This is a genomic window from Microbispora siamensis (assembly GCF_016863095.1).
GTDB classification, from domain to species: Bacteria; Actinomycetota; Actinomycetes; order Streptosporangiales; family Streptosporangiaceae; genus Microbispora; species Microbispora siamensis.
This window is the reverse complement of sequence record NZ_BOOF01000025.1, coordinates 79,596-101,428: the sequence shown is the minus strand read 5'-3', so window position 1 is coordinate 101,428 and position 21,833 is coordinate 79,596. Positions and strand designations below refer to the sequence as shown.

The window sequence follows — 21,833 nt, the reverse complement described above, 5'->3', positions numbered from 1 at the left end:
TCAGGCCGGGCGCACGAGCGCGCGCAGGCGCCTGCGGAGCAGCCGGGCGGTGCGGCGCAGCGGCCGGGCACCCGGGCGCCGGAGCGCCCTCGCGGCGCCCGCCTCGCCGGAAGCGGCCGTCCAGGCGCGGCCGGGCACCGGCGGGGCGGTCGTCGCGGCGAGCGCCGCGGGAAGGAACCCCCATTTGTCGCCCGCGTCCCACACCGTGCCGTACATCTCGTGGACCAGGTCGTCGAGGTCGTCCCCCGGCCCGGCGCACCGGCGGGCCCGGCTCATCGCGGCGGTGCGCTCCAGCCGGGCGTGCACGACGCGGCCGTCCTCGCGCTCGTCCAGCGCGAGCGAGACGATCCCGAGCCGCTGCCGGTCGGCGTGCTTGATCACCGAGCCGATGGTGCCGCGCGACGGCACCCACCCCGGCGGGCAGTGGAAGCGGAACGGCACGGGGAAGCAGTCGTCCGGCACGGCCTCGCGGAACCGCACGCGCGGCTCGCCCTGATAGCAGGCGAGCACCAGGCGCAGGTCGAGCGCGGGGTCGCCGAGCGGGTCGCGCCGCCCGCCGCCGAGCCGTCCCCAGGGCCCGACGACCGTCACTCGCACGTCGGGCAGCCGCCCGGCGAGCACGGCGTCGACGGTCGCCCTGACCTCCTCGAACGACGCGTCCCCCACCTCGACCACGACATCGACGTACGGCACGAGGTAGGTGCGGTGGGGGTGCCTGCGCAGCCAGCGGAAGCTCGGCACACGCTCGGCGAGGTGGGGCCAGTTGTGCCGCTTCACGTCGGGCTCGCGGCGCATGACGGTGGACCGGCCGAGGTGCCAGCACCGGCTGCGGCGGTCGGGCACGAACACCGCTCCCGCCTGGGCCAGCCGGTAGCCGAGCTCGGTGTCCTCGCCGAGGACCAGCGAGGCGTCCAGCCCCCCGGCGGCGCGCAGCAGGCGGGCCGGCAGCGACGCGGTGGCCCCGACCATGACGGAGAACGCGCTGAAACCGGCCGTCCGCAGGTCGTCGGTCTGGTCCCAGCGCCGCTCGGTCCACTGCGGCGTGGCGTCCTCCTCGGCGAAGAGCTTGTGTACCGCGCCCGCCTCGACGGCCGCGAGCACCTCGCTCGCCGGCACCTCGTCGAGGCCGGGCACGAACCGCAGGTGCCCGAGCACGACCAGGTAGTCGGCCAGGTGGTGCCAGCGCATCTGGGCCTCCACGTGCTCGGGGAACACCACGAGGTCGGCGTCCAGGTAGAGGATCACCTCGCCCTCGGCCGCCTCGGCCCCCGCCGCGCAGGCGCTCGCCCTCCCCCACGCACCGCCGCGCGGGCGGACCACTCGCAGCCGCTCCGGGAGCGGCCCCGCCGACGACTCGGGCGGCTCCATGGGCCGCTCGCCGTCGTCCACCACCACGACCTCCATGAGGTGGGCCGGGTAGGTCTGCCGGGCCAGACCGGCCAGCGTCAGCGGCAGCGTGCGCTCCGCCCGGTAGGCGGGGATCACCACGCTCACCGTGAGCGTGGGGGTCCACTCCCCCGGCGCGGGCGGCTCTCCGAGCACCCCGTAGTCGTTGAGCGGGATGCGCGCAGCCCCCGTCACGTCCTCACCTCCGCCCGCCATCGGGCACCGTCCTCCATCAGTTCGTTGAAGACCAGCCCGCGCCACTGCTCCTGATAGGACGCGAGGAACGACTGCACGGGCTGGCGCCAGGTGTGGCCGTACGCGCTGCGGCGGCGCAGCACGTAGCCGAGGCCGTGGGTGCGGTAGATCCGGCCGCCGACGGCTTCCACCGCCTGCAGCAGCTGGCCGTCCACGGTCCGCGCCAGGGGCCGGAAGCCGCCGGCCGCCTCGAACGCCGCCCGGGTGACCAGCATCGTGCCGCCGGCCACCAGCGGCGCGAACCGCTCGGTGCCGATGCACCTCCTGATCGTCACGTCGAGCGGCTCCAGGTAGACGAACTCCGCGGCCGACCCGACGAGGTCGGCGCCGCTGTAGCGCCGGGCGAGCAGGAGGTCGGCGAGGTGGTCGGGCCCATACCAGTCGTCGTCGTCCACCTTGGCGAGGTACGACCCGGAGGCGACGGCCGCCATGCGGTTCAGGACCTCCCCGAACGGCGTCGCGGCGGGGGCCTCGATCACGGTGACCGGCAGCCGCGTGCGGGGGATGGCCGCCTCCCGCGCGGTGAAGCCGTGGAGGCCCACGATCAGCTCGGCGGTCACGCCGCGCTGGCGCTCCATCTGCTCGACCGCGAACGGCACCATCTCCGGGCGGCGCGTGCACAGCAGGATCGAGACCCTCGGGTGCGGCGGCACCGGCAGGCCGGTGGCCAGGGCCAGGCCCCGCCAGCGGGCGGCGGCCCCGTGCTCGCGCAGCGCGGCCCTGCGCAGCCGGATGCTCAGCTCCTCACGGCGCAGGTCGGACGCGAGCGCCTCGCCGGTCACGGCGGCCAGCGCGGCGGCGAGGCCAGGACCCAGCGCCCGGTCGCGGGCGGGATCGGGCGCGGCGAGCACCGGGATCCCGGCGGCCGAGAAGGCGGCCACGACGCGGGCGACCTCACTCGCCCGCCCCCGCTCTGCCTGCGGGTCGAGCGTGGGCACCTCGATCCCGCGCACGTCCCGCAGCCGGGCGACGTCCACGTCCGTGACCCGCCCGCAGGCCGGGAGCCGTACGAGCCTGTCGCCGCCGAGGGTGACGACGAACCCGTCCCGGTGCGCGGCGAGCGCCGCCAGCCCCTCCGCGGGATGCTGGCGGAATCCGATGGGGTTGACCACGGCCTCGTCGAGCGGCGGCGGCAGGCCGTCCGCACCCGCGCCGTCCACCTCCACTCGCCGCAGTGGCAGGTCGCAGCCCGGGGCGTCGCGGCGGTCCGGCACGGGCCCGCCGGGCGGCGACAGCGTCACGTTTGGGTCGCCGGGCCGCCAGTCGGCCGTGCCGCCGCCCTCGATCCCCGCGACGGGAGTGGTCGCCGCGCATCCGCCGAACAGGCCGTTCGCGACGTGGGCCACGACGTCGCCGGCCGGCACCGGCTCGGTGAAGGCGGCGTCCAGGTGCCAGCCGCGGCCCCGGCGTACGATCCGCATCTCGGTCAGGTGCCGCCAGCAGGCGCCGGGTGCGGCGACCGGCAGCGGCTGGGCCGCCCAGGACGGCGCGTCGGCGAGGGCGATCCGCACCCGCGTCGCGATGGGCAGCAGGCCGCGCAGCGGTACCGCCCTGCGCAGGTCGGCCGGGGACCGCGCGGCGAGCACGACGCATCCGATCGCGCCGGCCGGGTCTCGCGCCGGGTCCCGTGTCGTGTCCCGGCTCGCGTCCGCGTCGCCCACCGGAGCCGTGGCGGGACCGGGGACGGGAACGTCCTGCAGCGGGGTCCAGGGACCGGCGAAGCCCTCGACGAGGCGGCCGAGCAGCGTGGGGCAGGACTCGAACCCGATCCACGTCCCCCACGCCGACCGGGTGGCGGTTCGCGTCACCCGCCCTCCTCATGCTGCCCGGTTCCTCTTCCGACGGGCCCAGCATCGCGAACCCCACTCGTGAGGGGGCAGCCTTAGTCCCTTCCTTGGCCGAAGGTTTAATCGCTCCCGTCCCAGGTGGACGGAGGTTTCCGGTCGGTACCAAAACGGACTGACGAGGAGGAAGTTACGCGAAGCACGTTACGATGCCGCGTTATAGATCCCCCCGAGGAGTACCCCATGGCTGTACGTCGTCTGATCCCTCTGGCCGTCGCGTGCGCCCTCGCCGCGGCCGCCGCCACCCCTGCGCAGGCTCGCGGGACCGATGAACCGTACTGCGCGACTCACAAATGCATCGCCCTGACCTTCGACGACGGTCCGGGGCCGTACGCCCAGACGTTGCTGAAGACCCTCTCCGAATACAAGGCGAAGGCGACGTTCTTCGTCATCGGGACGGAGGTGAAGAAGCATCCGAAGCTCACCGCCCAGATCGCGAAGGCGGGCCACGAGATCGGCAACCACTCGTGGGACGCCAGCTACCTGACCGAGCTCACCTACGCCCAGATCAACAAGAAGATCGGCGACACCCAGCGGCTGATCCAGAAGACGACCGGGAAGGCGCCGAAGCTCTTCCGCGCGCCCGGCGGGCTGCGCAACGGCGGCGTGGAGGAGATCACCGCCAAGTTCGGGCTCATCCAGGTGCCCGGCACGACCGCCACGAAGGACTACATCAAGAGCTACCGGCACGTGGACCTTCTCACCACCCGGGCCCTCGACGTGGCCGGGGAGGGCGAGGTCGTCCTGATGCACGAGACCGTCAAGGAGACCGTGGAGTCGATGCCCGAGGTGCTCCAGACGCTGACCGCGGAGGGCTACAGCTTCGTGACGGTGTCCACCCTGCTGGAGGGCCAGCAGCTCACCCCGGGACAGGTATATCCCGACCGGTCGGGGACGGAGACGACGACCGACGTCTACTGATCCTGCGGCCCAGCGCCTGGGCCGGCGCCTCCACGAAGCGGTAGGTGAGCCAGCTCAGCGTGAGCAGCGCCACGAGGTAGCCGAGCGCGACGGCCACCTGGCCGGTCGGCGTGAGCGACCGCAGGTCGCCGGCGAGCGCGTTCAGATACTTGAGCAGCGGGTGGTGCACCAGGTAGACCGAGTAGCTGATCAGGCCGAGCCAGGTCAGCACGCCGGGGACGCGCCGCCCGCGCAGCGCCATGCCGAGCGCGAACGTCCCGCCGGCGAGGACGATCGTGACGATCCACACGTCGGGCTGCACCCACCACCAGCCCGCCTGGATCGACCACACCGGCGCGGCGGCCACCAGGGCCGCCGCGGCCACGACCGGGCCGAGCCCGGCCGTGCCCCGCTCCCAGCGGTACAGGGCCGTCCCCGTGAACATCACCGCGAGGATCGCCGCACCGAACCACGGCACGAAGCTGCCGAACACGAGCAGCACGAGCGCCATCAGGCCCAGCGCGTACGCCGCGACCGCGCGGAACCGGCCGGTGATCAGGCAGGCCAGGCCCGCGACGAACAGCACGCAGGCGGCGATGGCGGGCCACGGCCCCGGCAGCAGCGGCGCCGACAGCACCAGCCCGGCGGCGACCGCCACGACGCCGAAGGCGATCGCCAGCGTCCCGCTGCGCCGGTGCACCCCGCCCACGAACAGCGCGGTCACCAGCAGGTAGAACACCATCTCGTACGACAGCGTCCACATCGGGTCGGCGAGGGCGCCGGTGTGGACGACGTCGAGCAGCATGCTCACGTGCGCGGCCACGGCCGACGGGTGCCGGGGCACCTCCTGGCGCACCGGAACCCAGAACGCCATGACGAGCACGACGGCGATCACCAGCAGGTAGAGCGGGTACAGCCGGAAGACCCGGCTGACCCAGAACGCTCCGACGTCACCCCTGTTCTCCAGGGACGCGGGGATGATGTACCCGCTGACCAGGAAGAAGACCAGCACGCCGTACATGCCGAGGCTGAACCAGTAGGGACGCAGCGACGGCATGAGCCAGGGCAGCGCGTGCTCGGCGACCACCGCCATCGCGCCGATCCCCCGCAGGGCGTCGAGCCACGCGAGGCGGCTGACTTTCGCACCTGACCGATCGGCGACGGGGTGAGTGGCAATCACACCGCGCCACTCTATCCGGCACGGCCGGGATCATTCCGATTGATCCCCACTCATTGATCCCCACTCATTGATCCCCACTCACCGATCCCGGGTCACTCCCACTCGATGGTGCCCGGCGGCTTGCTCGTCACGTCGAGGACCACCCGGTTGACCTCCCGGACCTCGTTGGTGATCCGGGTGGAGATGCGCGACAGCACGTCGTACGGCACCCGCGCCCAGTCGGCGGTCATGGCGTCCTCGGAGGTCACCGGCCGCAGGACGACGGGGTGGCCGTAGGTGCGGCCGTCGCCCTGCACGCCGACGGAGCGGACGTCGGCGAGCAGCACGACCGGGCACTGCCAGATGTCGCGGTCGAGACCGGCGCGGGTGAGCTCCTCGCGGGCGATGGCGTCGGCCTCGCGCAGCAGGTCGAGGCGCTCGCGGGTGACCTCGCCGATGATCCGGATGCCGAGGCCGGGCCCGGGGAACGGCTGGCGCCACACCATCGCCGCGGGCAGGCCCAGCTCCTCGCCGGCCCGCCGCACCTCGTCCTTGAACAGCGTGCGCAGCGGCTCGACCAGTTCGAACTTGAGGTCCTCGGGCAGCCCGCCCACGTTGTGGTGCGACTTGATGTTGGCGGTGCCGGTGCCGCCGCCGGACTCGACCACGTCGGGGTAGAGCGTGCCCTGCACGAGGAAGTCCACCGGCCCGTCGGCGAGGATCGCGCGCTGCTCGTCCTCGAAGACCCGGATGAACTCGCGGCCGATGATCTTGCGCTTCTCCTCGGGGTCGGTGACGCCCGACAGCGCCTTGAGGAAGCGCTCCGAGGCGTCCACGACGCGCAGCTTGACGCCGGTCACCTCGACGAAGTCGCGCTCGACCTGCTCGGCCTCGCCCTTGCGCAGCAGCCCGTGGTCGACGAAGACGCAGGTCAGCCGGTCGCCGATGGCCCGCTGCACGATCGCGGCGGCGACCGCGGAGTCGACGCCGCCCGACAGCGCGCAGATCGCCCGGCCGTCGCCCACCTGGGCGCGCACGGCCTCCACGGCGTCCTCGACGATGTTGAGCATGGTCCACGAGGGGCGGCAGCCGGCCGCCTCCAGGAAGTGCTTGAGCACCTGCTGCCCGTGCTCGGAGTGGAGCACCTCGGGGTGGAACTGCACGCCGTACAGGCCACGCGAGGGGTCCTCCATCGCGGCGACCGGGGTGGCGTCGGTGGCCGCGGTGACGGCGAACCCGGCGGGGGCGCCGACCACGGAGTCGCCGTGGGACATCCAGACGGTCTGCGCGACGGGCAGGCCGGCGAACAGCAGGCCCTCCTGGAGGACCTTGAGCGCGGTCCCGCCGAACTCGGCGGAGTCGGTCCTGGCGACCTCGCCCCCGAGCGCCCGGGCCATGGCCTGGAAGCCGTAGCAGATGCCGAAGGTCGGCACCCCGGTCTCGAACAGGCCCTCGGGAACCGGCGGCGCGCCCTCGGCGTACACGGACGAGGGGCCGCCGGACAGGATGATCGCCTTGGGCTTCCTGGCCAGCATCTCCGACACCGGCATCGATGACGGGACGATCTCGGAGTAGACGTGGCACTCACGCACCCGTCGCGCGATCAGCTGCGCGTACTGCGCGCCGAAGTCCACGACGAGGACCGTGTCGAACTCAGACACTGGAAAGGACCCCCAAGAAGGCAGCGAGGCGGTAACGCCAGTCTATCGGCGCGGTGATGCTGCCCGCCCGGACCTGCCGCAGCAGCCGGCGCTCGAAACTTGGCCGACCAATATACAGCGGGTACGATGACCGGGTAAGGAGGTCCCCATGGTGGAGAGGGTGGAGTCGCCGGCCCAGGACGCCCCGGCGTGCCCCGCGGACGCCCCGGCATGTCCCACGCTGCCCGCGGACGTCGAGGACTCGCTGGGCTGCCTGATGGCCAGGGCCTCGCTGGGGCACCGGAGCCTGCTGGGCGCTCTGCTGGCGGAGATCGATCTCTATCCGGGACAGGACCGCGTGCTCAACGTGTTGTGGACGCACGGCCCGCAGTATCAGAACAAGCTCGCGGCGAAGCTGGGCATCGACATGTCCACGATGACCAAGAGCCTCCAGCGCCTGGAGCGCAGCGGCCTGGTGAGCCGTTCGCCCTGCCCCACCAACCGGCGCCTCAGCATCGTGAGCACGACACCGAAGGGCGACGCCCTGCGCCCGCGGCTGCGCGGCATCGAGGAGGAGGTCCACCGGAGACTGGCGCGCGGCCTGACGCCGGAACAGGTGGAGACGCTCTGCTCGCTGCTCGCCGTGGTCCGGGACAACACCTGCCGTGAGGACCTGCGCTCACCCGGCGCCAGAGGCTGACCCCGTCAAGCCCTCCGGCGGGCGTGGGTGATCACCGAGATCCCGCTCCCGGCCAGGGCGTCCGCACGCTCCCGGAGGGCGGGGCCGGCGGCGTCGCACTCCGGCACCTGCTCGACCACCTCGAAGCCGTGCTCCTCCAGCAGGTCCGCCGCCTCTCGCGGGCCGAGGAACGTCAGCCACGGCTCACCGCCCTCCGCCACCAGCGGCATCAGGGTCTCGGCGTACGCCCGGGCACGCGGGCCGCGCAGGGCCTCGGGCAGCAGGTGGTCCACGACGATCTCGCTGCCGGGGGCGAGGCGGCCGAGCCCGGCCAGTGTGCGCGCGACGGCCTCGCGGGTGAGGTAGACGGTCACGCCGAGCCAGCTCACGAACGCGGGCCGGGCGAGGTCGAACCCGTGCGCGGCCAGCCGGTCGACGGGGCACTCCCCCGTCTCCATGTCCGCGGGGACGTACGTGAGGCGGGGCGGCGCCGGGAGGCCCGCGCGCGCCATCGCCCGCCGCTTCCAGCGCTGGGTGCCCGGATGGTCCACCTCGAAGACCTCCACGGGCCCGGAGGCCGACCGCCAGGCATAGGTGTCGAGACCCGCGCCGAGGATCACGTACTGGCGGACGCCCCGCCGTACGGCGCCGGCCAGGCGGTCCTCGGTGTAGCGGCCTCGGGTGACGACGGCCGCGCGCAGCCCGGCGAGTACGGGGTGGTCCGCCATCTCGCGGTGCGGGCGCACGTATTCCTCGGCGCACTCGCCCAGCAGGGCGTACGCGAACGGGTCGAGGAAGACGACCGGCTCCCCGTCGACGATCAGGTGGGCGGCACGCGCCGCCGCCGTGTGGAGCGCGGTCCCGCTGGGCCCCTCGGTCTGCACCCGTCGAGCGTAAACCGCCTCGGCGATCTTGACGATGGGTCAGAGGCCGTGCGCCCGCGCGCCCTGCCGTAGCAGGTCGAAGGCGATGCCGGCGGCGGCGACGGCCTCGCCGTACACCTCGCCTGCCGTCCGGCCGGACGCCAGCGCCGCGTAGTTGTCCCTGGCCAGGATCTGCCGGACGGCGACGTACTGCGCGGCCACCAGGCGCGACGTCAGGCGCGGCATGGGCCGGGAGGCGGAGTTCGCCGCCTCGCTCATCGCCTCCGCCAGGGCCTCCGTCTCCGCCGCGGCGTACTCGGCCACCCGGGACGCCAGGCTCGGGGTGCCGAAGACGAGGCGGTGGTAGGCCATCACCGCCGGATGGTCGCACAGGCCGGTGGTCGGCTCGCGGGCGTCCAGTCCCGCCATGAAGGCGTCGTGCAGCGCGTCCAGCGGCGTGCGCCCGGCCGGGCGGGCGCGCACCACGGCCGCCGCCTCTCCCCTGTGGTCGGCGATCCGATCCAGGACCAGATCCTCCTTGGAGGGGAAATACCGGAACAGCGTGGGCTTGGAAACCTCCGCCGCGGCCGCGATCTCGGCCACGCTCACCCGGTCGAAGCCGTGCTCCAGGAACATCGCGATCGCGACCTCGGATATGGCCCGGCGGGTCCGCTCCTTCTTCCGCGTCCGCAGCCCATCGACCATGCGCACAGGCTAGCAGCATCGCCGAGAAGAGTTAACCCGGTTGCATTTTTAACCGAGTTGCTGTTCCATGCTCCTACGGAACCCGGGGGAAGGAGACGGCGGATGACCCCGCTGGAGGAGGAGCAGGCGTACGTCGAACGCTGCAGGGAGGGCCTGCGCCGGATGCTGGACGGCGCCCGGCACAACGTGGTCGTCGGGGAGACCGTGGCGGGCGACCGCTACAGCGCCGAGCGGCTGGGCCGCCACCTGAAGAGCCTGGCGAAGGAGCTGAGCGAGGACGACGGAGGGCCGCCGTTCTTCGGGCTCCTCGACTTCGGTCAGGACGTGAGCGAGCACGCCGGGCGGCGCTATCACATCGGCCGCCGCCACATCTCCGCCGACGGCGGCGCGCAGCCTCTGGTGATCGACTGGAGGGCGCCGGTCTCACGGACGTTCTACCAGGCGTCGGCGCGCGACCCGCGGGGCGTGTCCGTACGGCGGCGCTTCGGCTGGGCCGGCGGGGAACTGACCGGCTTCGAGGACGAGCGCCTCGACCTCGGCGTGGATCTGGGCGGCGCGGGCCGGATCCTGACGGCCGAGATCGAACGCCCCCGGGTCGGGCCGATGCGCGACATCGTCGCCACCATCCAGCCGGAGCAGGACGACCTGGTCCGCGCCGACCTGGAGGACTCCCTGTGCGTGCAGGGCGGGCCGGGCACCGGCAAGACCGCCGTCGGCCTGCACCGCGCCGCCTACCTGCTCTTCACCCACCGCAAGCGGCTGTCGCGCGGCGGTGTGCTCGTGCTCGGCCCGAACCGGGCCTTCCTCGGCTACATCTCCGCGGTGCTGCCGGTCCTGGGCGAGGTCGACGTCGAGCAGACCACGCTGGACGCGCTCCTCGCCCGGGTGCCGGTCAAGGGGACCGACGGCACGGACGCCGCCGTGGTCAAGCACGACCTGCGCATGGCCGAGGTGCTGCGCAGGGCGCTCCACGGGCGCGTCCGCGAGCCCGCCGAGCCGCTCGCCATGGCCGACGGCTCCTCCCGCTGGCGCGTCTCGGAGAACGAACTGCGCCGCGTGGTCGAGGAGACCCGCCGCGAGGCGATGCCGTACGGCGTGGGCCGTGAGCGCGTCATCGCCCGCGTGGTGTCACTCGTGCGGAGCCGGGCGGAGGCCCGCGGCCGGACGATCGACACGGCGTGGACGCGCCGGGCCACCCGGGCCGTCACCTCCGCCGTGGACGCCTTCTGGCCGGCCGTACGCCCCGAGGAGGTGCTGTTCGAGGTGCTCCGCGACCCCTCGGAGGCCGCCGGGGGCGTGCTCACGGCGGCCGAGCGGGCGGCGATCACCTGGGCGAGACCGCCGCGCACCTACCGGAGCGCCGCCTGGACGGCCGCCGACCTGATCCTGCTCGACGAGCTCGCCGGTCTGATCGAGCGCCCGCAGGGATACGGCCACGTGATCGTCGACGAGGCGCAGGACCTGTCGCCGATGCAGTGCAGGGCCGTCGCCCGGCGCAGCGAACACGGCTCGCTGACCGTGCTCGGCGACCTGGCGCAGGGCACGACCCCGTGGGCCGCCCGCGACTGGGGCGAGCAGATGGCGCACCTGGGCAAGCCGGACGCCAAGGTCATGGCGCTCACCACCGGCTTCCGCACGCCCGCCGCCGTCGTGGAACTCGCCAACCGCCTGCTGGCGGAGCTCTCGGTGGACGTGCCGCCCTCCCGCTCCTTCCGGCGCGACGGCCGGCTGCGCATGCTGCGCGGGGACGACCCGGTGGTCGTGACGGCGGTGCGCGAGGCGCTGGATCACGAGGGCTCGATCGGCGTCATCGCCGCCGACGCGTCGGCCGGCCGCCTGCGCGCCGCGCTCGTGGACGCCGGGCTTGCCGTCGCCGGCGGCCCCACGCCCGACCCGTCCGTACGGATCTCCGTGGTGCCCGCCACCCTGTGCAAGGGCCTGGAGTACGACCACGTCGTGCTGGCCGAGCCCGCCGAGATCGTCGAGGCCGAGGAGCGCGGGCGCCACCGGCTCTACGTGGCGCTCACCCGCGCGGTGTCCCGTCTCGACGTGGTGCACCGCCGTCCGCTGCCGTCCCCCCTGACGTGATGCCCCACGACCAGGCCGAGGTCAGCCGGGCGCGCAGCGCGGCGACGCCCGTGAACCCCGCCCGCGTGAGGTACGACTCCGGCCCGCCGTACCGGGCGTCGAGGTAGGCGAGGGTGCGCAGCATGGTGGCGGGGGTGACCTCGGCGAACAGGCGGCGTGACCGCAGCCGCGCCGCCTCGTCGGGAAGAGCGGCGAGGTGGTCGTCGAGGCTCAGGCAGCGGGCCGTCTCGGCGTAGTCGGCGGCGATATGGCGGGCAGGAACACCGGCCAGTGCGAGCGCGAGGGCGGCCACCACGCCGGTGCGGTCCTTTCCCGAGTGACAGTGCAGCAGCACGGGACCGGGAGGCGCGGCGGCGACGGCGGTCAGGACGGCGGAGATCCGGGCCGTCCCCCGGTCGAGCATGGCGCTGTAGATGCCCGTCAGTGTGTCAGCCATGCGCTCCAGCACCGAGTCGCCGGGCCCGAGAACGGAGATGTTGCGGTAGGCGGGATGGGCGGAAAGCGGGCTGGGCAGCGTCTCGCACTCCGCGGGGAGCCGGAGATCGACGATCAGACCCGGCCGGAGCGCCGAGATCGCCTCCGCCGCCGAGGCCGGGGGAAGCTCCGAGCGCAGCAGGGCGCCCGGGCGGATCCGGCGGCCCCCGGCGGCCGGAAGCCCGCCCAGGTCGCGTGCGTTGACGCAGCCAGGCCAGGACGGGCCGGGGATCGCCCGGCTCACACCCGCCCCCTCAGGTTTCTGGTCCAGCCGGCCACCGTGGCCCGCCATTCGTCGGGATCCTCGGGCCGTCCGGGTACGCCGGGCCGGGTCTGCCACGGCCGCGGACCGTCCTCACGGCGGTACTCCACCCCGATGGCGTCGAGACGGGGCAGGTGGGCCTGCAACCTGTCGCGGAACTCCGCGAAGTCCCGCTCGGGCGGGCTCCAGACGGTCTCCGCGAAGGCACACAGCCGAGGGAACGTCATGTAGTCCACCTGGCGGTTCGAGTCGATCAGCTCGGTCCACACGGCGCACTGGGATCCGATGACATGCGCCTCCGCCGGATCGCCGCGCAGGCCGGCGGGGACGGGCTCGAAGGCGTACACGTCCGCCAGCGTGAGGACGGTGCCGAACGGGACGGGCTCGCGCGGGCCCTCGTCCTGCCGGTAGTCGAAGTAGACCGAGGTGTTCGGGCAGGTGACAACCTCGTGCCCGGCCCTGGCGGCGATCACGGCGGCGAGGTCGCCTCGCCAGGAGGCGACGATCGCGCCGGAGACGTGGCCGCCCTCGAGGATCTCGTCCCAGCCGACCAGACGGCGTCCGCGCGCCGTGAGGTAGTCGTCGAACTGTTTGATGAACCAGCTCTGCAGTTCGTCCTCATCGCGCAGGCCCAGCGCGGCGATCCTGGCCTGTGCGGCGGAGCTGGTCTTCCACTGGTCCTTGCGGCACTCGTCCCCGCCCACGCAGACGTAGGGACCGGGGAACAGTTCGAGCACCTCGTCGAAGACGTCCTTGAAGAACGCGATCGTGGCGTCCTCCACGTTGAGCACGTTGTCGCCGATCCCCCAGGTGGTGCGGACCTCCAGCCGTGTGCCGACGTTGCCGAGCTCGGGATAGGCGGCGATGGCGGCCTGAGTGTGGCCGGGCAGGTCGATCTCGGGGACGACGGTGATGTACCGCCGCGCCGCGTATGCGACGATCTCGCGAATGTCGTCGTGGGTGTAGTAGCCGCCGTGCGGGCGGCCGTCCATGGCGCCGTTCCAACCGGTCTGGCTCTCCCGGCGCCAGGCTCCGACCTCGGTGAGGCGCGGGTGGCGCTTGATCTCGATCCGCCATCCCTGATCGTCGGTGAGGTGGAGGTGCAGGACGTTCAGCTTGTGCATCGCCAGAAGGTCGATGAAACGCAGCACGTCGGCCTTGGTCATGAAGTGCCGTGCGACGTCGAGCAGGCAGCCGCGCCAGGCGAAGCGCGGCCGGTCCTCGACCCGTACGGCGGGCAGCGACAAGGGGACGCCGGTCGCCGCCCGCCGGAACGCCGCGGCGGGAAGGAGCTGCCGGAGGGTCTGTGCGGCATAGAAGGCCCCGGCCGCTCCGCCCGCTTCGACGCGCACTCCGTCGGCGCCGACGGTGAGCAGGTAGCCCTCGGGATGCATGCCGTCGCGCAGGGCAAGAGTGATCGTTCCCGGGCCGGTCCGGCCTGGCAGCAGAGCGCCGCCGGTGACCGGGCTCAGCTCCCCCCGTAGCCAGGCGGCCACCTCGCCGAGCTCGGGATCGGCGGCGAGCGCGGTGTTCCGGTCGAGGACGAAGCGGCCCTGTCGGGTCTCAACCCGGACAGGCCTCGGGATGATCATGGGGATTCCTCCTGGTTAGGGTGGTCTAGTCGCAGGTGATCGTCGCGTCCGCGAGGTCGGCGTGGTCGAAGTAGGCGTTGTCACCGGCGTTCGTGACGACCAGGCGGACATAGCGGGCGTCCCGTACCGCGGCGCTGACCCTGACGGCCGGCTGGGAGCCGGTGATCACGCCGGAGCGGGCCACCCGCTCGCCGTCGGCCCAGACCTCGAACTGAACCGAGCCGTTCGCCCCGACCTCGTCGTCGACACCGCCGAGGAACCGCACCTCGGAACAGCGCCGTGCCACGTAGAACTCGATGTCTGCCGGCGCGTGCGCGCCGAGGCCCTGGGCGTAACGGACGCCCTCGATCGTGATCGGGCGGCCGTCGCCCGCCGCCGCGTCGCCGTTGCTGGTGTCCCGCTCGACCGGGCCGAGATGGCTGGTCGCCCGGGTCCAGCCGAGGTCGCTGAGCGCGGTGGTGCCGCGAGCGGGCGCCTCCGCCACCTGGACCACCGCGTGGCCGCTCACCTGTGCCGTACGCCCGCGCCAGCCGAAGGAGGCCCTGCCGCCGATCTCGAACGCGGTGCGCGGGGCGCCGGCGGGCGGGGTGACCGCCCAGCGCACGGTGAAGATCTCACCCGCGCCGAGGCGGCCGGACGACCGGGCGGGAGTGAGCGCCCTGGCCTGCCATCCCTCGGGCACGTCGAGCGTCACCTCGACGTCGTCGAGCCGGTCGGTGCCGCCGGTGTCGGTCACCCGGGTGACCAGCTCGTTCTCCCGCCCGGGCTCCAGGGCCGAGGGCCGGTCGTCGCCGAGGAACGTCGCGGGGTCCACCTCGAACGTCACAGCGGGCGGCGCCTGTTCACGCCCGGCGCCGATCCGGTACATCACCACCCCGTGCGCGGGCACGGCCGCGGCCAGCCGGCCCTCGGTGAGGGTGACCTCGCCCGTCCACAGATCCTCGACCCGATAGGCCGACGCGTGGGGCAGCTTCAGCCGGGAGGCCGTCGTGGAGATCGTCGTCTGCCGGTCGCTCTCGTTGAACAGCGCGACGGCGCGGTCGCCGTTCTCCAGCGGTTTGACCAGCACGTGGTACCAGCCGTCCGTGGCGGCGAAGTGGGCCTGCACCCCCAGCGGGTCCTGGTCGACCGCGATCACCTTGGGGTTGGCGACGATCGCGGCGGGCGCCTTGACCGGGTCGGCCATGAGGACCAGCGGCGCGGCGCCCATCGCCCACAGGCTGAACTGGCTGCGGTATTCGGTCTCGGTCATCCCGCCCCCACCGGTCAGGATCAGGTCGGGGTCGGCCCAACTGCGCGGACCGGGGTAGTCGGCGCGCAGCATGTCGGTCTCCCAGATGCCGACCATCGCCGCGTAGTTGTCGGTGATGGGCCGGTTGTAGACGTTGGTCCGCCACGTGGTGGCGACCTGGGCCCCCCAGAGCCAGGGGACGCTGTTGCCGTCCTCGTTGTTCATGGCGAACGCGATCGTGTCGCCGAGGGCCTGCCGCATGCGGGGGTAGAGCGTCTGGGCGATGGCCTGGGAGTTCTTGCCGGGGAAGTCGGCCGTGGGGATGGAGCACCAGTCGTACTTGAGATAGTCGACGCCCCAGGACCGGATCAGCGCGCCGTCGGCCGCCTCGTTGTCGTAGGAGCCGGGGCCGCCGCCAGCGCAGGCCTTGGTGCCGGCCGACAGGGCGAGGCCCAGCTTGAGCCCCTTGTCGTGGACGTAGTCGGCCAGTGCCGTGATCCCGGAGGGGAAACGGGTGCGGTCGGCGACGAGGGCCCCACCATCGCGCTGCGGCGCCAGCCAGCAGCCATCGATGATCACGTAGCGGTAGCCGACCGCGGCCAGCGCGGCGAGGCCGTCGGCGGCCTGCCGCACCGAGGTCTCGGAGACCGAGCAGCCCAGGCTGCGGCTGCTCCAGCCCATGGGCGGGGCGTCGATCGCGGGGGGCGACGTGGCGCGGGCCGCGGCGCCCGCGGCGGGTATGGCGAGCATGCCGAGGAGGACCGCCGTGAGGGCGGCCGAGCGTATGCGCATGGGTGGTCCCGTCAGGCTGAGTGGAGGCGCGGGTCTCCGCGCTCGATGGCGAACGAGCCCGAGGTGTAGGCGGGGGCGTAGGGCTCGGTGACCCGGCTGAGCGAGCGGAAGTCGACCTGCATCTCGTCCTGCGTCAGCCGCGCCCGCACGTAGCCACGGCGTCCGTTGAAGAACTTGACGTGCGGGTTCTCGGCCAGCAGCTGCTTGGTGTTCGGGTATTCGTCCATGCCGTCACCGGCGGAGGTGACCGACGTCGTGACGAGCTCGACCGCGACAGACGGCGACTCGGGGTCCTGGTAGTCGCGCTTGATCTCGCCGGCCCAGTGGGAGTGCACGTCGCCGGTGAGCACGACCCCGTTGCGCCGGTTGTCGGCGATCGCGGCGGCCAGCCGATTCCGGGACGCGACGTACCCGTCCCAGCCCTCGTTGCTGTAGCCCTTGCCCTCGCCGGTCGTCCAGTCCATCTCCATGAGGAAGACCTGCTGGCCGATCAGGTCCCAGGTGGCCTCGGACGTGCGCAGCCGGTCGGTCAGCCAGGCCTCCTGTTCGTCGCCGAGGATGGTGCGGTTGGGCGCGAACCGCTCGGCGCAGTCGGGTCCCACGGTGCCCGACTTGCCGGTGCAGGGGTAGAGGTCCCGGTATTGGCGGGTGTCGAGCAGGTGCAGGTTGGCCACCCGGCCCCAGCGCAGCGAGCGGTACAGGTGCAGCGCGGCGCCCTGCGGCCGCTGTGCCCGGCGCAGCGGCATGTTCTCGTAGTACGCCTGGAAGGCGGCGGCGCGGCGCTGGAGGAACGGCGGGTCCGGCTGCTCGGGGACGTCGCCCGCCCAGGCGTTCTCGATGTCGTGGTCGTCGAAGACCACCGTCCAGGGGGCGACGGCGTGCGCCATTTGCAGGTCGGGGTCGGCCTTGTGCTGGGCATGCCGCAGCCGGTAGCCCGCCAGGTCGAAGCACTCCCCGCCCGCCTGGTCGCGCACCGGGTACTTGTAGTCGCCGTACTCGTAGATGTAGTCGCCGAGGAAGGCGACGAGGTCCGGCTCGTCCTCGGCCATCCGGCGATACGGGGTGAACCAGCCGACCTGGTAGTCCGCGCACGAGGTGAAGGACAGGTTGAGGGGGCGGCCGAGGGTTCCGGGGGCGGGCGCGGTCAGGGTACGCCCGGCCGGCGATGTCTCCGTGCCCACCCGGAAGCGGTAGAAGTACTCGGCGCCCGCGTCGAGGCCGTCGACCTCCACATGGACGCTGTGCGCCGCCTCGGGCCGGGCGATCTCGGTGCCGTGCCGTACGACCTTGGTGAAGCGGTCGTCCTCGGCGACCTGCCACTGGACCGGGACGGGCCGGTTCGGCATGCCGCCGAGACCGTCCGGGGCGACGGGGTCGACGGCGAGGCGGGTCCACAGCACGAAACCGCCGGGGTCGGGCTCGCCGGAGGCGACACCCAGTTGGAAGACGTCGGACAGGGGGGACTGGCGGGCGGCCGCGCGCACGGGCGGGACGCCCAGCGCCGCCGCGGCGGCCACGCCGGCACCCCCGGCGAGGAAGCTACGCCGGTTGATCATCATGCTCCTACTTGATGCTCGCGTTGCCTTCGGCGACGGCCTGGTCGGCTGCCTGCTTCGGAGTGATCTTGCCGAGGTACATCTCGTTGAAGATCTGGTTGAGCTTGGGCTCGAAGCCGGTGAACCCGGTCGTGACGGGCAGGCTGAAGGTGTCGCCCTTCGACTCCTCAAGGAACGGCGAGACGTCGATGCCCTCGGTCTTCTGCCAGTAGTCGAGGTAGCCCTGGGCCAGGCCGTTCAGCGCCGGGAACACGTATCCGCCGTCCGCCATGACCTTCTGGGCCTGCTCGGAGGCCAGGAAGGTCGCCAGCTTCATGGCCTCCTTCTCGTGCTTGCTCTTGGCGTAGACGGTCTCGGACAGCCCGTTGATGTTCACCGATCGCCCGGTGGGCCCCTGCGGCATCGGCGCCACGCCGACCTTGAACTTCGCCTCCGGCACCACGAACGGCAGCAGCGCGTTGTTGGCCGGGAACATCGCCACCTCGCCCCGGGTGAACATGTCGGTGACCTTGCCGGTGGGCGGGTTGGTCCGGGTCGCGGGCGGCGAGACATCGTACTTGTTGACCAGGTCGACGCCGAACTGGAGCGCCTGCACCGACGCCTCGTCGTTGAAGGTGTATCGGCCGAACGGCTTGTCCAGCAGTCTGCCGCCGTTGGAGTTCACCCAGTTCATCCACTGGGTCTGGTAGTGGTTCCAGGACGCGAAGCCGTACGTCTTGACCTTGTCCTTGTCGAATCCGGGATCGCCGGGGTGGCGGCCCTCCTCGTCGGCGGTGAGCTTGCGCGCGGTCTCCAGCAGCGTGCCCGAGCCGTCCGGCGCCCAGGTCAGCGTCTCCGGCATCTCGACGCCGGCCTTCTTGAAGAGGTCCACGTTGTACAGCAGGCCGACGATGCCCCAGTCCTTGGGCACGCCGTACAGCTTGCCGTTGTAGGTGTAGGCCTCGACCACCTTGTTGTTGTACTTGGACGTGTCCAGCTTGAGCGGGGTCAGGTCCGCGAGCACTCCCTTGGTGACGAACTCGGGGAACTGACTGGTCTGCATCCAGAAGACGTCCGGCGCCGAGCCGGCCACGGCGTCGGCGGTCAGCTTGGTCCAGTACTGGTCGTACGGCAGGACCTCGATGGTCACATCGATGTCCGGGTTGGCCTTCTCGAAGGCGGCCATCACCTTCTCGTAGCCGGCCTTCTGCTGTTCGTCCCAGAGCCGGTAGGTGAGGGTGACCGGGTCACCCGGAGAACCGGAACCGGAACCGGAACCGCCGCAGGCGGTGACGGTGGCGGCCGCGGCGAGCAGTGCGACGCCGGCGAGCGGCTTGGCCCAGCGAACTCGGGGGGCTTGCATATTCGCTGACCTTTCTCATTTGAGGCCGGTGAGAACCACCGACCGGATGATGTACCTCTGGAAGAACACGAAGATCGCCACCATCGGGACCAGGGCGATCAGACCGCCGGCCATCATGAGGTTGTAGTCGACGCCGATGCCGCCCTTCAGCCCGGCGATGGCCACCGTGATGACCTTGGTGTCGTCACCGCTGGTGATGATCAGCGGCCACAGGAAGTTGTTCCAGGACGAGATCACCGTGATGATCGCGAGGGTGCCGAGCGCGGGGCGGGACAGCGGCAGCAGGATGCGCAGCAGGATCTTCAGCGGCCCGGCGCCGTCGATGCGCGCCGCCTCCTCCAGGCTCGCCGGCAGCCCGCGGAAGAACTGCCGCATGAGGAAGATCCCGTACGGCGTTCCGAGGAGGTACGGCAGCAGCAGGCCCCACCAGGTGTTGACCAGGCCCAGCTGCCGCATGATGAGGAAGAGCGGGATGACGGTGACCGCGCCGGGCACCATCATGGTCGCCACGTAGAGCCAGAAGAGACCCTCTCGCCCCCGGAAGCGCAGCCGGGCGAAGGCGTAGGCGGCGAATGTGGTGAACACGAGCTGGCCCGCGGTGAGCGCGGCGGTCATCAGCAGCGTGTTGGCGATGTAGTGGGGGAAGTCGCCGCCGAGCAGCTCGGCGAGGTTGGCCGTGGTGGGCGGCATCGCGGGCAGCCACGGCGGCGTGGAGTTGAGCTGGGTCCGCGTCTTGAACGCGGTCAGGACGACCAGCAGGTAGGGGAAGACGGAGAGGAAGGCGCCGACGGCGAGGGCGGCGTACAGCAGGGTCCGCTTGGTCATCGTGGCTCTCAGCTGAGGTCGTAGGTCGTGCGCTTGCCGAAGAACCGCACCTGGGCCAGCGTCACCACGAGGATGATCACGAAGAGCAGCATGGAAAGCGTGGAGGCGTAGCCGAAGTCGAAGTCCTTGAAGGCCGTGTTGTAGATCCGGAAGTTGATTACGTCGGTGCTGCCGCTGGGACCACCGTCGGTCATCACGAAGATGGTGTCGAAGATCTGGAAGGCGCCGATCAGGTTCGTCACCGTGACGAAGAACATGGTGGGATTGAGCAGCGGCAGCGTCACCCGGAAGAACCGCTGCACGGGCGTCGCCCCGTCCGTGGCCGCGGCGTCGTGGAGTTCGCTCGGGATGCCCTGCAGGCCGGCCAGGAAGAACAGCATGTTGTACCCGGTGTGCTGCCAGACGTTCACCAGCGCGACCGCCGGCAGCGCCCAGGCGGGATCGGACAGCCAGTCGGGACCGGTGACACCGATCAGGGAGAGGGCGCCGTTGAGCGCGCCACCCCGCGGATCGAAGATCCAGTTCCAGGTGAGGCCCATGACGATCGGCGTCGCCATCCACGGCACGACGAACAGCGCGCGGTAGTAACGCATGCCCCTGACCCGCTGGTTCAGCAGGAGGGCGAGGATCATGGCGAGTACCGTCTGCAGCGGGACGCACAGCAGGACGTAGAGGACCGTGACCCAGACCGAGTGCCAGGCGGCGCCGTCATCGGCGAGGCGCCGGTAGTTCTCCAGCCCGGCGAACATCGGGTCGGACAGCAGCTTCCAGTCGAAGAAGCTCAACCCGAGCACGATCAGGACCGGCAGCAGCAGGAACGCGGCCACGCCGAGGAGGCTGGGGGTGACGAACAGGTAGCCGTACCAGGCGCCGGATCGCCCGGTGCGGCCGGTGCGGCCGGCCGGGTCCGCTGTCACGACGGGTTCGGGCGGGTGGGGACCATCAACCGCCGGGTCGTGTCCAGGCCCCACTCGTCGAGAGCGGCGATCGGGTCGCTCGACCCGCGCAGGCCGCCCGTGCGGTGGACGTGCTCCGCCCACTCCTCGCGCGCCTCCATCTCCGGCCGGGCGATGAGGCAGTCGGGGTCGTTCACCCACCACCGGGCGTGGAGGAACTCGCGGGCCGCGCCGGTGAGCCGGGCGCCGAGCTGGGAGGGCTGGCTGATGTCGCCCGACCTGGGCAGCACCCGCAGCGCCACGTCCGGGCTGACCCGCATGATGTCGACCAGGCCGATGCTGGGCAGCATGGGCGCCCCGCAGCCGTGCAGGACGGCGTCGTCCCCCGCGCCCTCGCGGATCAGTTCCAGCCCGCGGCGGTAGGCGGCGATCGGATCGACGTCCTCGCTCCGCCGGCCCGGAAGGGCGCCGGCGTAGAGGTAGTCGAGCTTGAAATGCGTGATGCCCTTGGCCCGCAGGGTGCGGAAGACGTCGACCAGGTGGGCGGCGGCCTCCGGGTGCGTGACGTCGAGGACGGCGAGGTCCTGGTCCCACATCGTCCCGGCGTGGGCGCCGCCGACCAGCCAGTCGGGGTGCTCGCGGAAGACGCGGCTGCGGTGCCCGGCCAGGAAGGGCGCCACCCAGATGCCGGCCCGTCTGCCCGCCTGCGTGACCTCGCCGACGACCCGGTCGAGCGAGCCGAACCCGGGGCGCGGCTCCAGCCAGTCGCCGATCTCGGCCTCGTAGCCGTCGTCCAGCAGGAACATGTCGGCCTCGATTCCGTGGCGGGGCGCGAGGCGGAGGTTTTCCAGGATGTCGTCGTCGGTGACCTTGTCCCAGTAGCCGTACCAGGAGCACCACATCGGCGGCACCGCGGGAAACCGGTCCGGGGCGAACCCCGCGGCCATCGCCGTGGCCCAGCCGCGGAGCGCGGCGTCGAGTCCGCCCTCGATCCGCTCGTGCCGTACCGGCCCGTCGGCGGAGACGACGAGGCGGCCGCCCTCGGCGCGCAGGCGGATGGACGGGACCCGCAGCGGGTCGGGCGCCGACCAGAGGAAGATCGGTGCGCCCTCGCCAGGGTCCACCGCCAGGAGGCCCTCCCCCTGGTAGGTGTCAGCGGGGACGGGCGTCTCCGGGCGGTAGCAGAGGACCTGGATGTTGGCGTCCGCGGCCCGGGGAGGAGTCTGCCCGAAACGATAGGTGCCGGTGGGACTCCAGGACTGCCACCCATGCTCGAAGACCAGGGCCTTCGCGGGGTCGCACACGATCTCGCCGATGTCAGTGAACGACATCAGACTTCATTCC

At 72.2% G+C, this 21,833-nt stretch carries 17 protein-coding genes; 3 read left to right on the top strand and 14 right to left on the bottom strand.

Going from position 1 to position 21,833, the window contains the following annotated elements; genetic code table 11:
* Window positions 1–1,581, bottom strand: coding sequence for a glycosyltransferase family 2 protein (locus tag Msi02_RS21565; protein WP_204049967.1), 1,581 nt, complete (start codon window positions 1,579–1,581; stop codon window positions 1–3).
* A complete protein-coding gene (locus Msi02_RS21560; RefSeq protein ID WP_204049966.1) occupies window positions 1,578–3,449 on the bottom strand; it encodes a glycosyl transferase family 2 in 1,872 nt (623 codons plus the stop codon). Before Msi02_RS21560 ends, Msi02_RS21565 begins: the two co-directional genes overlap by 4 nt.
* A gap of 219 nt (window positions 3,450–3,668) precedes the next feature.
* Here Msi02_RS21560 and Msi02_RS21555 point away from each other — a divergent pair, with 219 nt between their 5' ends.
* Window positions 3,669–4,406, top strand: a complete 738-nt coding sequence (locus tag Msi02_RS21555; protein WP_204049965.1) for a polysaccharide deacetylase family protein — start codon at window positions 3,669–3,671, stop codon at window positions 4,404–4,406.
* Here the strand turns inward: Msi02_RS21555 and Msi02_RS21550 are convergent.
* The gene (locus Msi02_RS21550; RefSeq protein WP_239108587.1) at window positions 4,345–5,565 is read right to left on the bottom strand and encodes an acyltransferase family protein; all 1,221 of its coding nucleotides are present in this window, start codon (window positions 5,563–5,565) and stop codon (window positions 4,345–4,347) included. The two genes, Msi02_RS21555 and Msi02_RS21550, sit on opposite strands and share 62 nt — an antisense overlap.
* Window positions 5,566–5,657: 92 nt before the next feature.
* Entirely contained in the window at window positions 5,658–7,205 is a 1,548-nt protein-coding gene (gene guaA, locus Msi02_RS21545; RefSeq protein WP_204049964.1) for a glutamine-hydrolyzing GMP synthase, read from the bottom strand.
* 148 nt (window positions 7,206–7,353) lie between these two features.
* On the opposite strand from guaA, the gene Msi02_RS21540 reads away from it, so the two are divergent.
* A complete protein-coding gene (locus tag Msi02_RS21540) occupies window positions 7,354–7,884 on the top strand; it encodes a MarR family winged helix-turn-helix transcriptional regulator (protein ID WP_204049963.1) in 531 nt (176 codons plus the stop codon).
* Between the two features lie 5 nt (window positions 7,885–7,889).
* Here the strand turns inward: Msi02_RS21540 and Msi02_RS21535 are convergent, their stop codons facing one another.
* Window positions 7,890–8,747 carry a class I SAM-dependent methyltransferase gene (locus Msi02_RS21535; RefSeq protein WP_204049962.1) on the bottom strand — a complete coding sequence of 286 codons (858 nt, stop codon included), beginning with the start codon at window positions 8,745–8,747 and terminating at the stop codon, window positions 7,890–7,892.
* A gap of 39 nt (window positions 8,748–8,786) precedes the next feature.
* Entirely contained in the window at window positions 8,787–9,431 is a 645-nt protein-coding gene (locus Msi02_RS21530; protein WP_204049961.1) for a TetR family transcriptional regulator, read from the bottom strand.
* A gap of 102 nt (window positions 9,432–9,533) precedes the next feature.
* Between Msi02_RS21530 and Msi02_RS21525 the strand changes: the two genes are divergently transcribed.
* On the top strand, window positions 9,534–11,519 hold the full coding sequence (locus Msi02_RS21525) for a HelD family protein (RefSeq protein ID WP_204049960.1): 1,986 nt from the start codon (window positions 9,534–9,536) through the stop codon (window positions 11,517–11,519).
* Here the strand turns inward: Msi02_RS21525 and Msi02_RS21520 are convergent.
* Genes Msi02_RS21520 through Msi02_RS21485 form a run of 8 tightly spaced genes read right to left on the bottom strand, consistent with a single transcriptional unit; the run spans window position 11,455 to window position 21,820 of the window.
* Complete coding sequence (locus Msi02_RS21520; protein ID WP_204049959.1) at window positions 11,455–12,237, bottom strand: tyrosine-protein phosphatase; 783 nt, start codon at window positions 12,235–12,237, stop codon at window positions 11,455–11,457. The genes Msi02_RS21525 and Msi02_RS21520 overlap by 65 nt on opposite strands.
* Window positions 12,234–13,847 (bottom strand): beta-N-acetylhexosaminidase, encoded by a 1,614-nt coding sequence (locus Msi02_RS21515; protein ID WP_204049958.1) that lies wholly within the window; start codon window positions 13,845–13,847, stop codon window positions 12,234–12,236. Before Msi02_RS21515 ends, Msi02_RS21520 begins: the two co-directional genes overlap by 4 nt.
* Window positions 13,848–13,872: 25 nt before the next feature.
* On the bottom strand, window positions 13,873–15,870 hold the full coding sequence (locus Msi02_RS21510) for an NPCBM/NEW2 domain-containing protein (protein ID WP_204049957.1): 1,998 nt from the start codon (window positions 15,868–15,870) through the stop codon (window positions 13,873–13,875).
* Window positions 15,871–15,881: 11 nt separating this feature from the next.
* Window positions 15,882–17,426: an alkaline phosphatase D family protein gene (locus Msi02_RS21505; protein ID WP_239108586.1), complete on the bottom strand. Its 1,545-nt coding sequence runs from the start codon at window positions 17,424–17,426 to the stop codon at window positions 15,882–15,884.
* Between the two features lie 7 nt (window positions 17,427–17,433).
* Window positions 17,434–18,768, bottom strand: a complete 1,335-nt coding sequence (locus tag Msi02_RS21500) for an ABC transporter substrate-binding protein (RefSeq protein ID WP_204049956.1) — start codon at window positions 18,766–18,768, stop codon at window positions 17,434–17,436.
* A gap of 15 nt (window positions 18,769–18,783) precedes the next feature.
* Window positions 18,784–19,593: a carbohydrate ABC transporter permease gene (locus Msi02_RS21495; protein WP_204049955.1), complete on the bottom strand. Its 810-nt coding sequence runs from the start codon at window positions 19,591–19,593 to the stop codon at window positions 18,784–18,786.
* An 8-nt stretch (window positions 19,594–19,601) separates the two neighbouring features.
* Window positions 19,602–20,510 carry a carbohydrate ABC transporter permease gene (locus tag Msi02_RS21490; RefSeq protein ID WP_204049954.1) on the bottom strand — a complete coding sequence of 303 codons (909 nt, stop codon included), beginning with the start codon at window positions 20,508–20,510 and terminating at the stop codon, window positions 19,602–19,604.
* The gene (locus tag Msi02_RS21485) at window positions 20,507–21,820 is read right to left on the bottom strand and encodes a glycoside hydrolase family 36 protein (RefSeq protein WP_204049953.1); all 1,314 of its coding nucleotides are present in this window, start codon (window positions 21,818–21,820) and stop codon (window positions 20,507–20,509) included. The genes Msi02_RS21490 and Msi02_RS21485 overlap by 4 nt, the downstream gene beginning before the upstream one ends.
* Window positions 21,821–21,833: the final 13 nt, after the last annotated feature.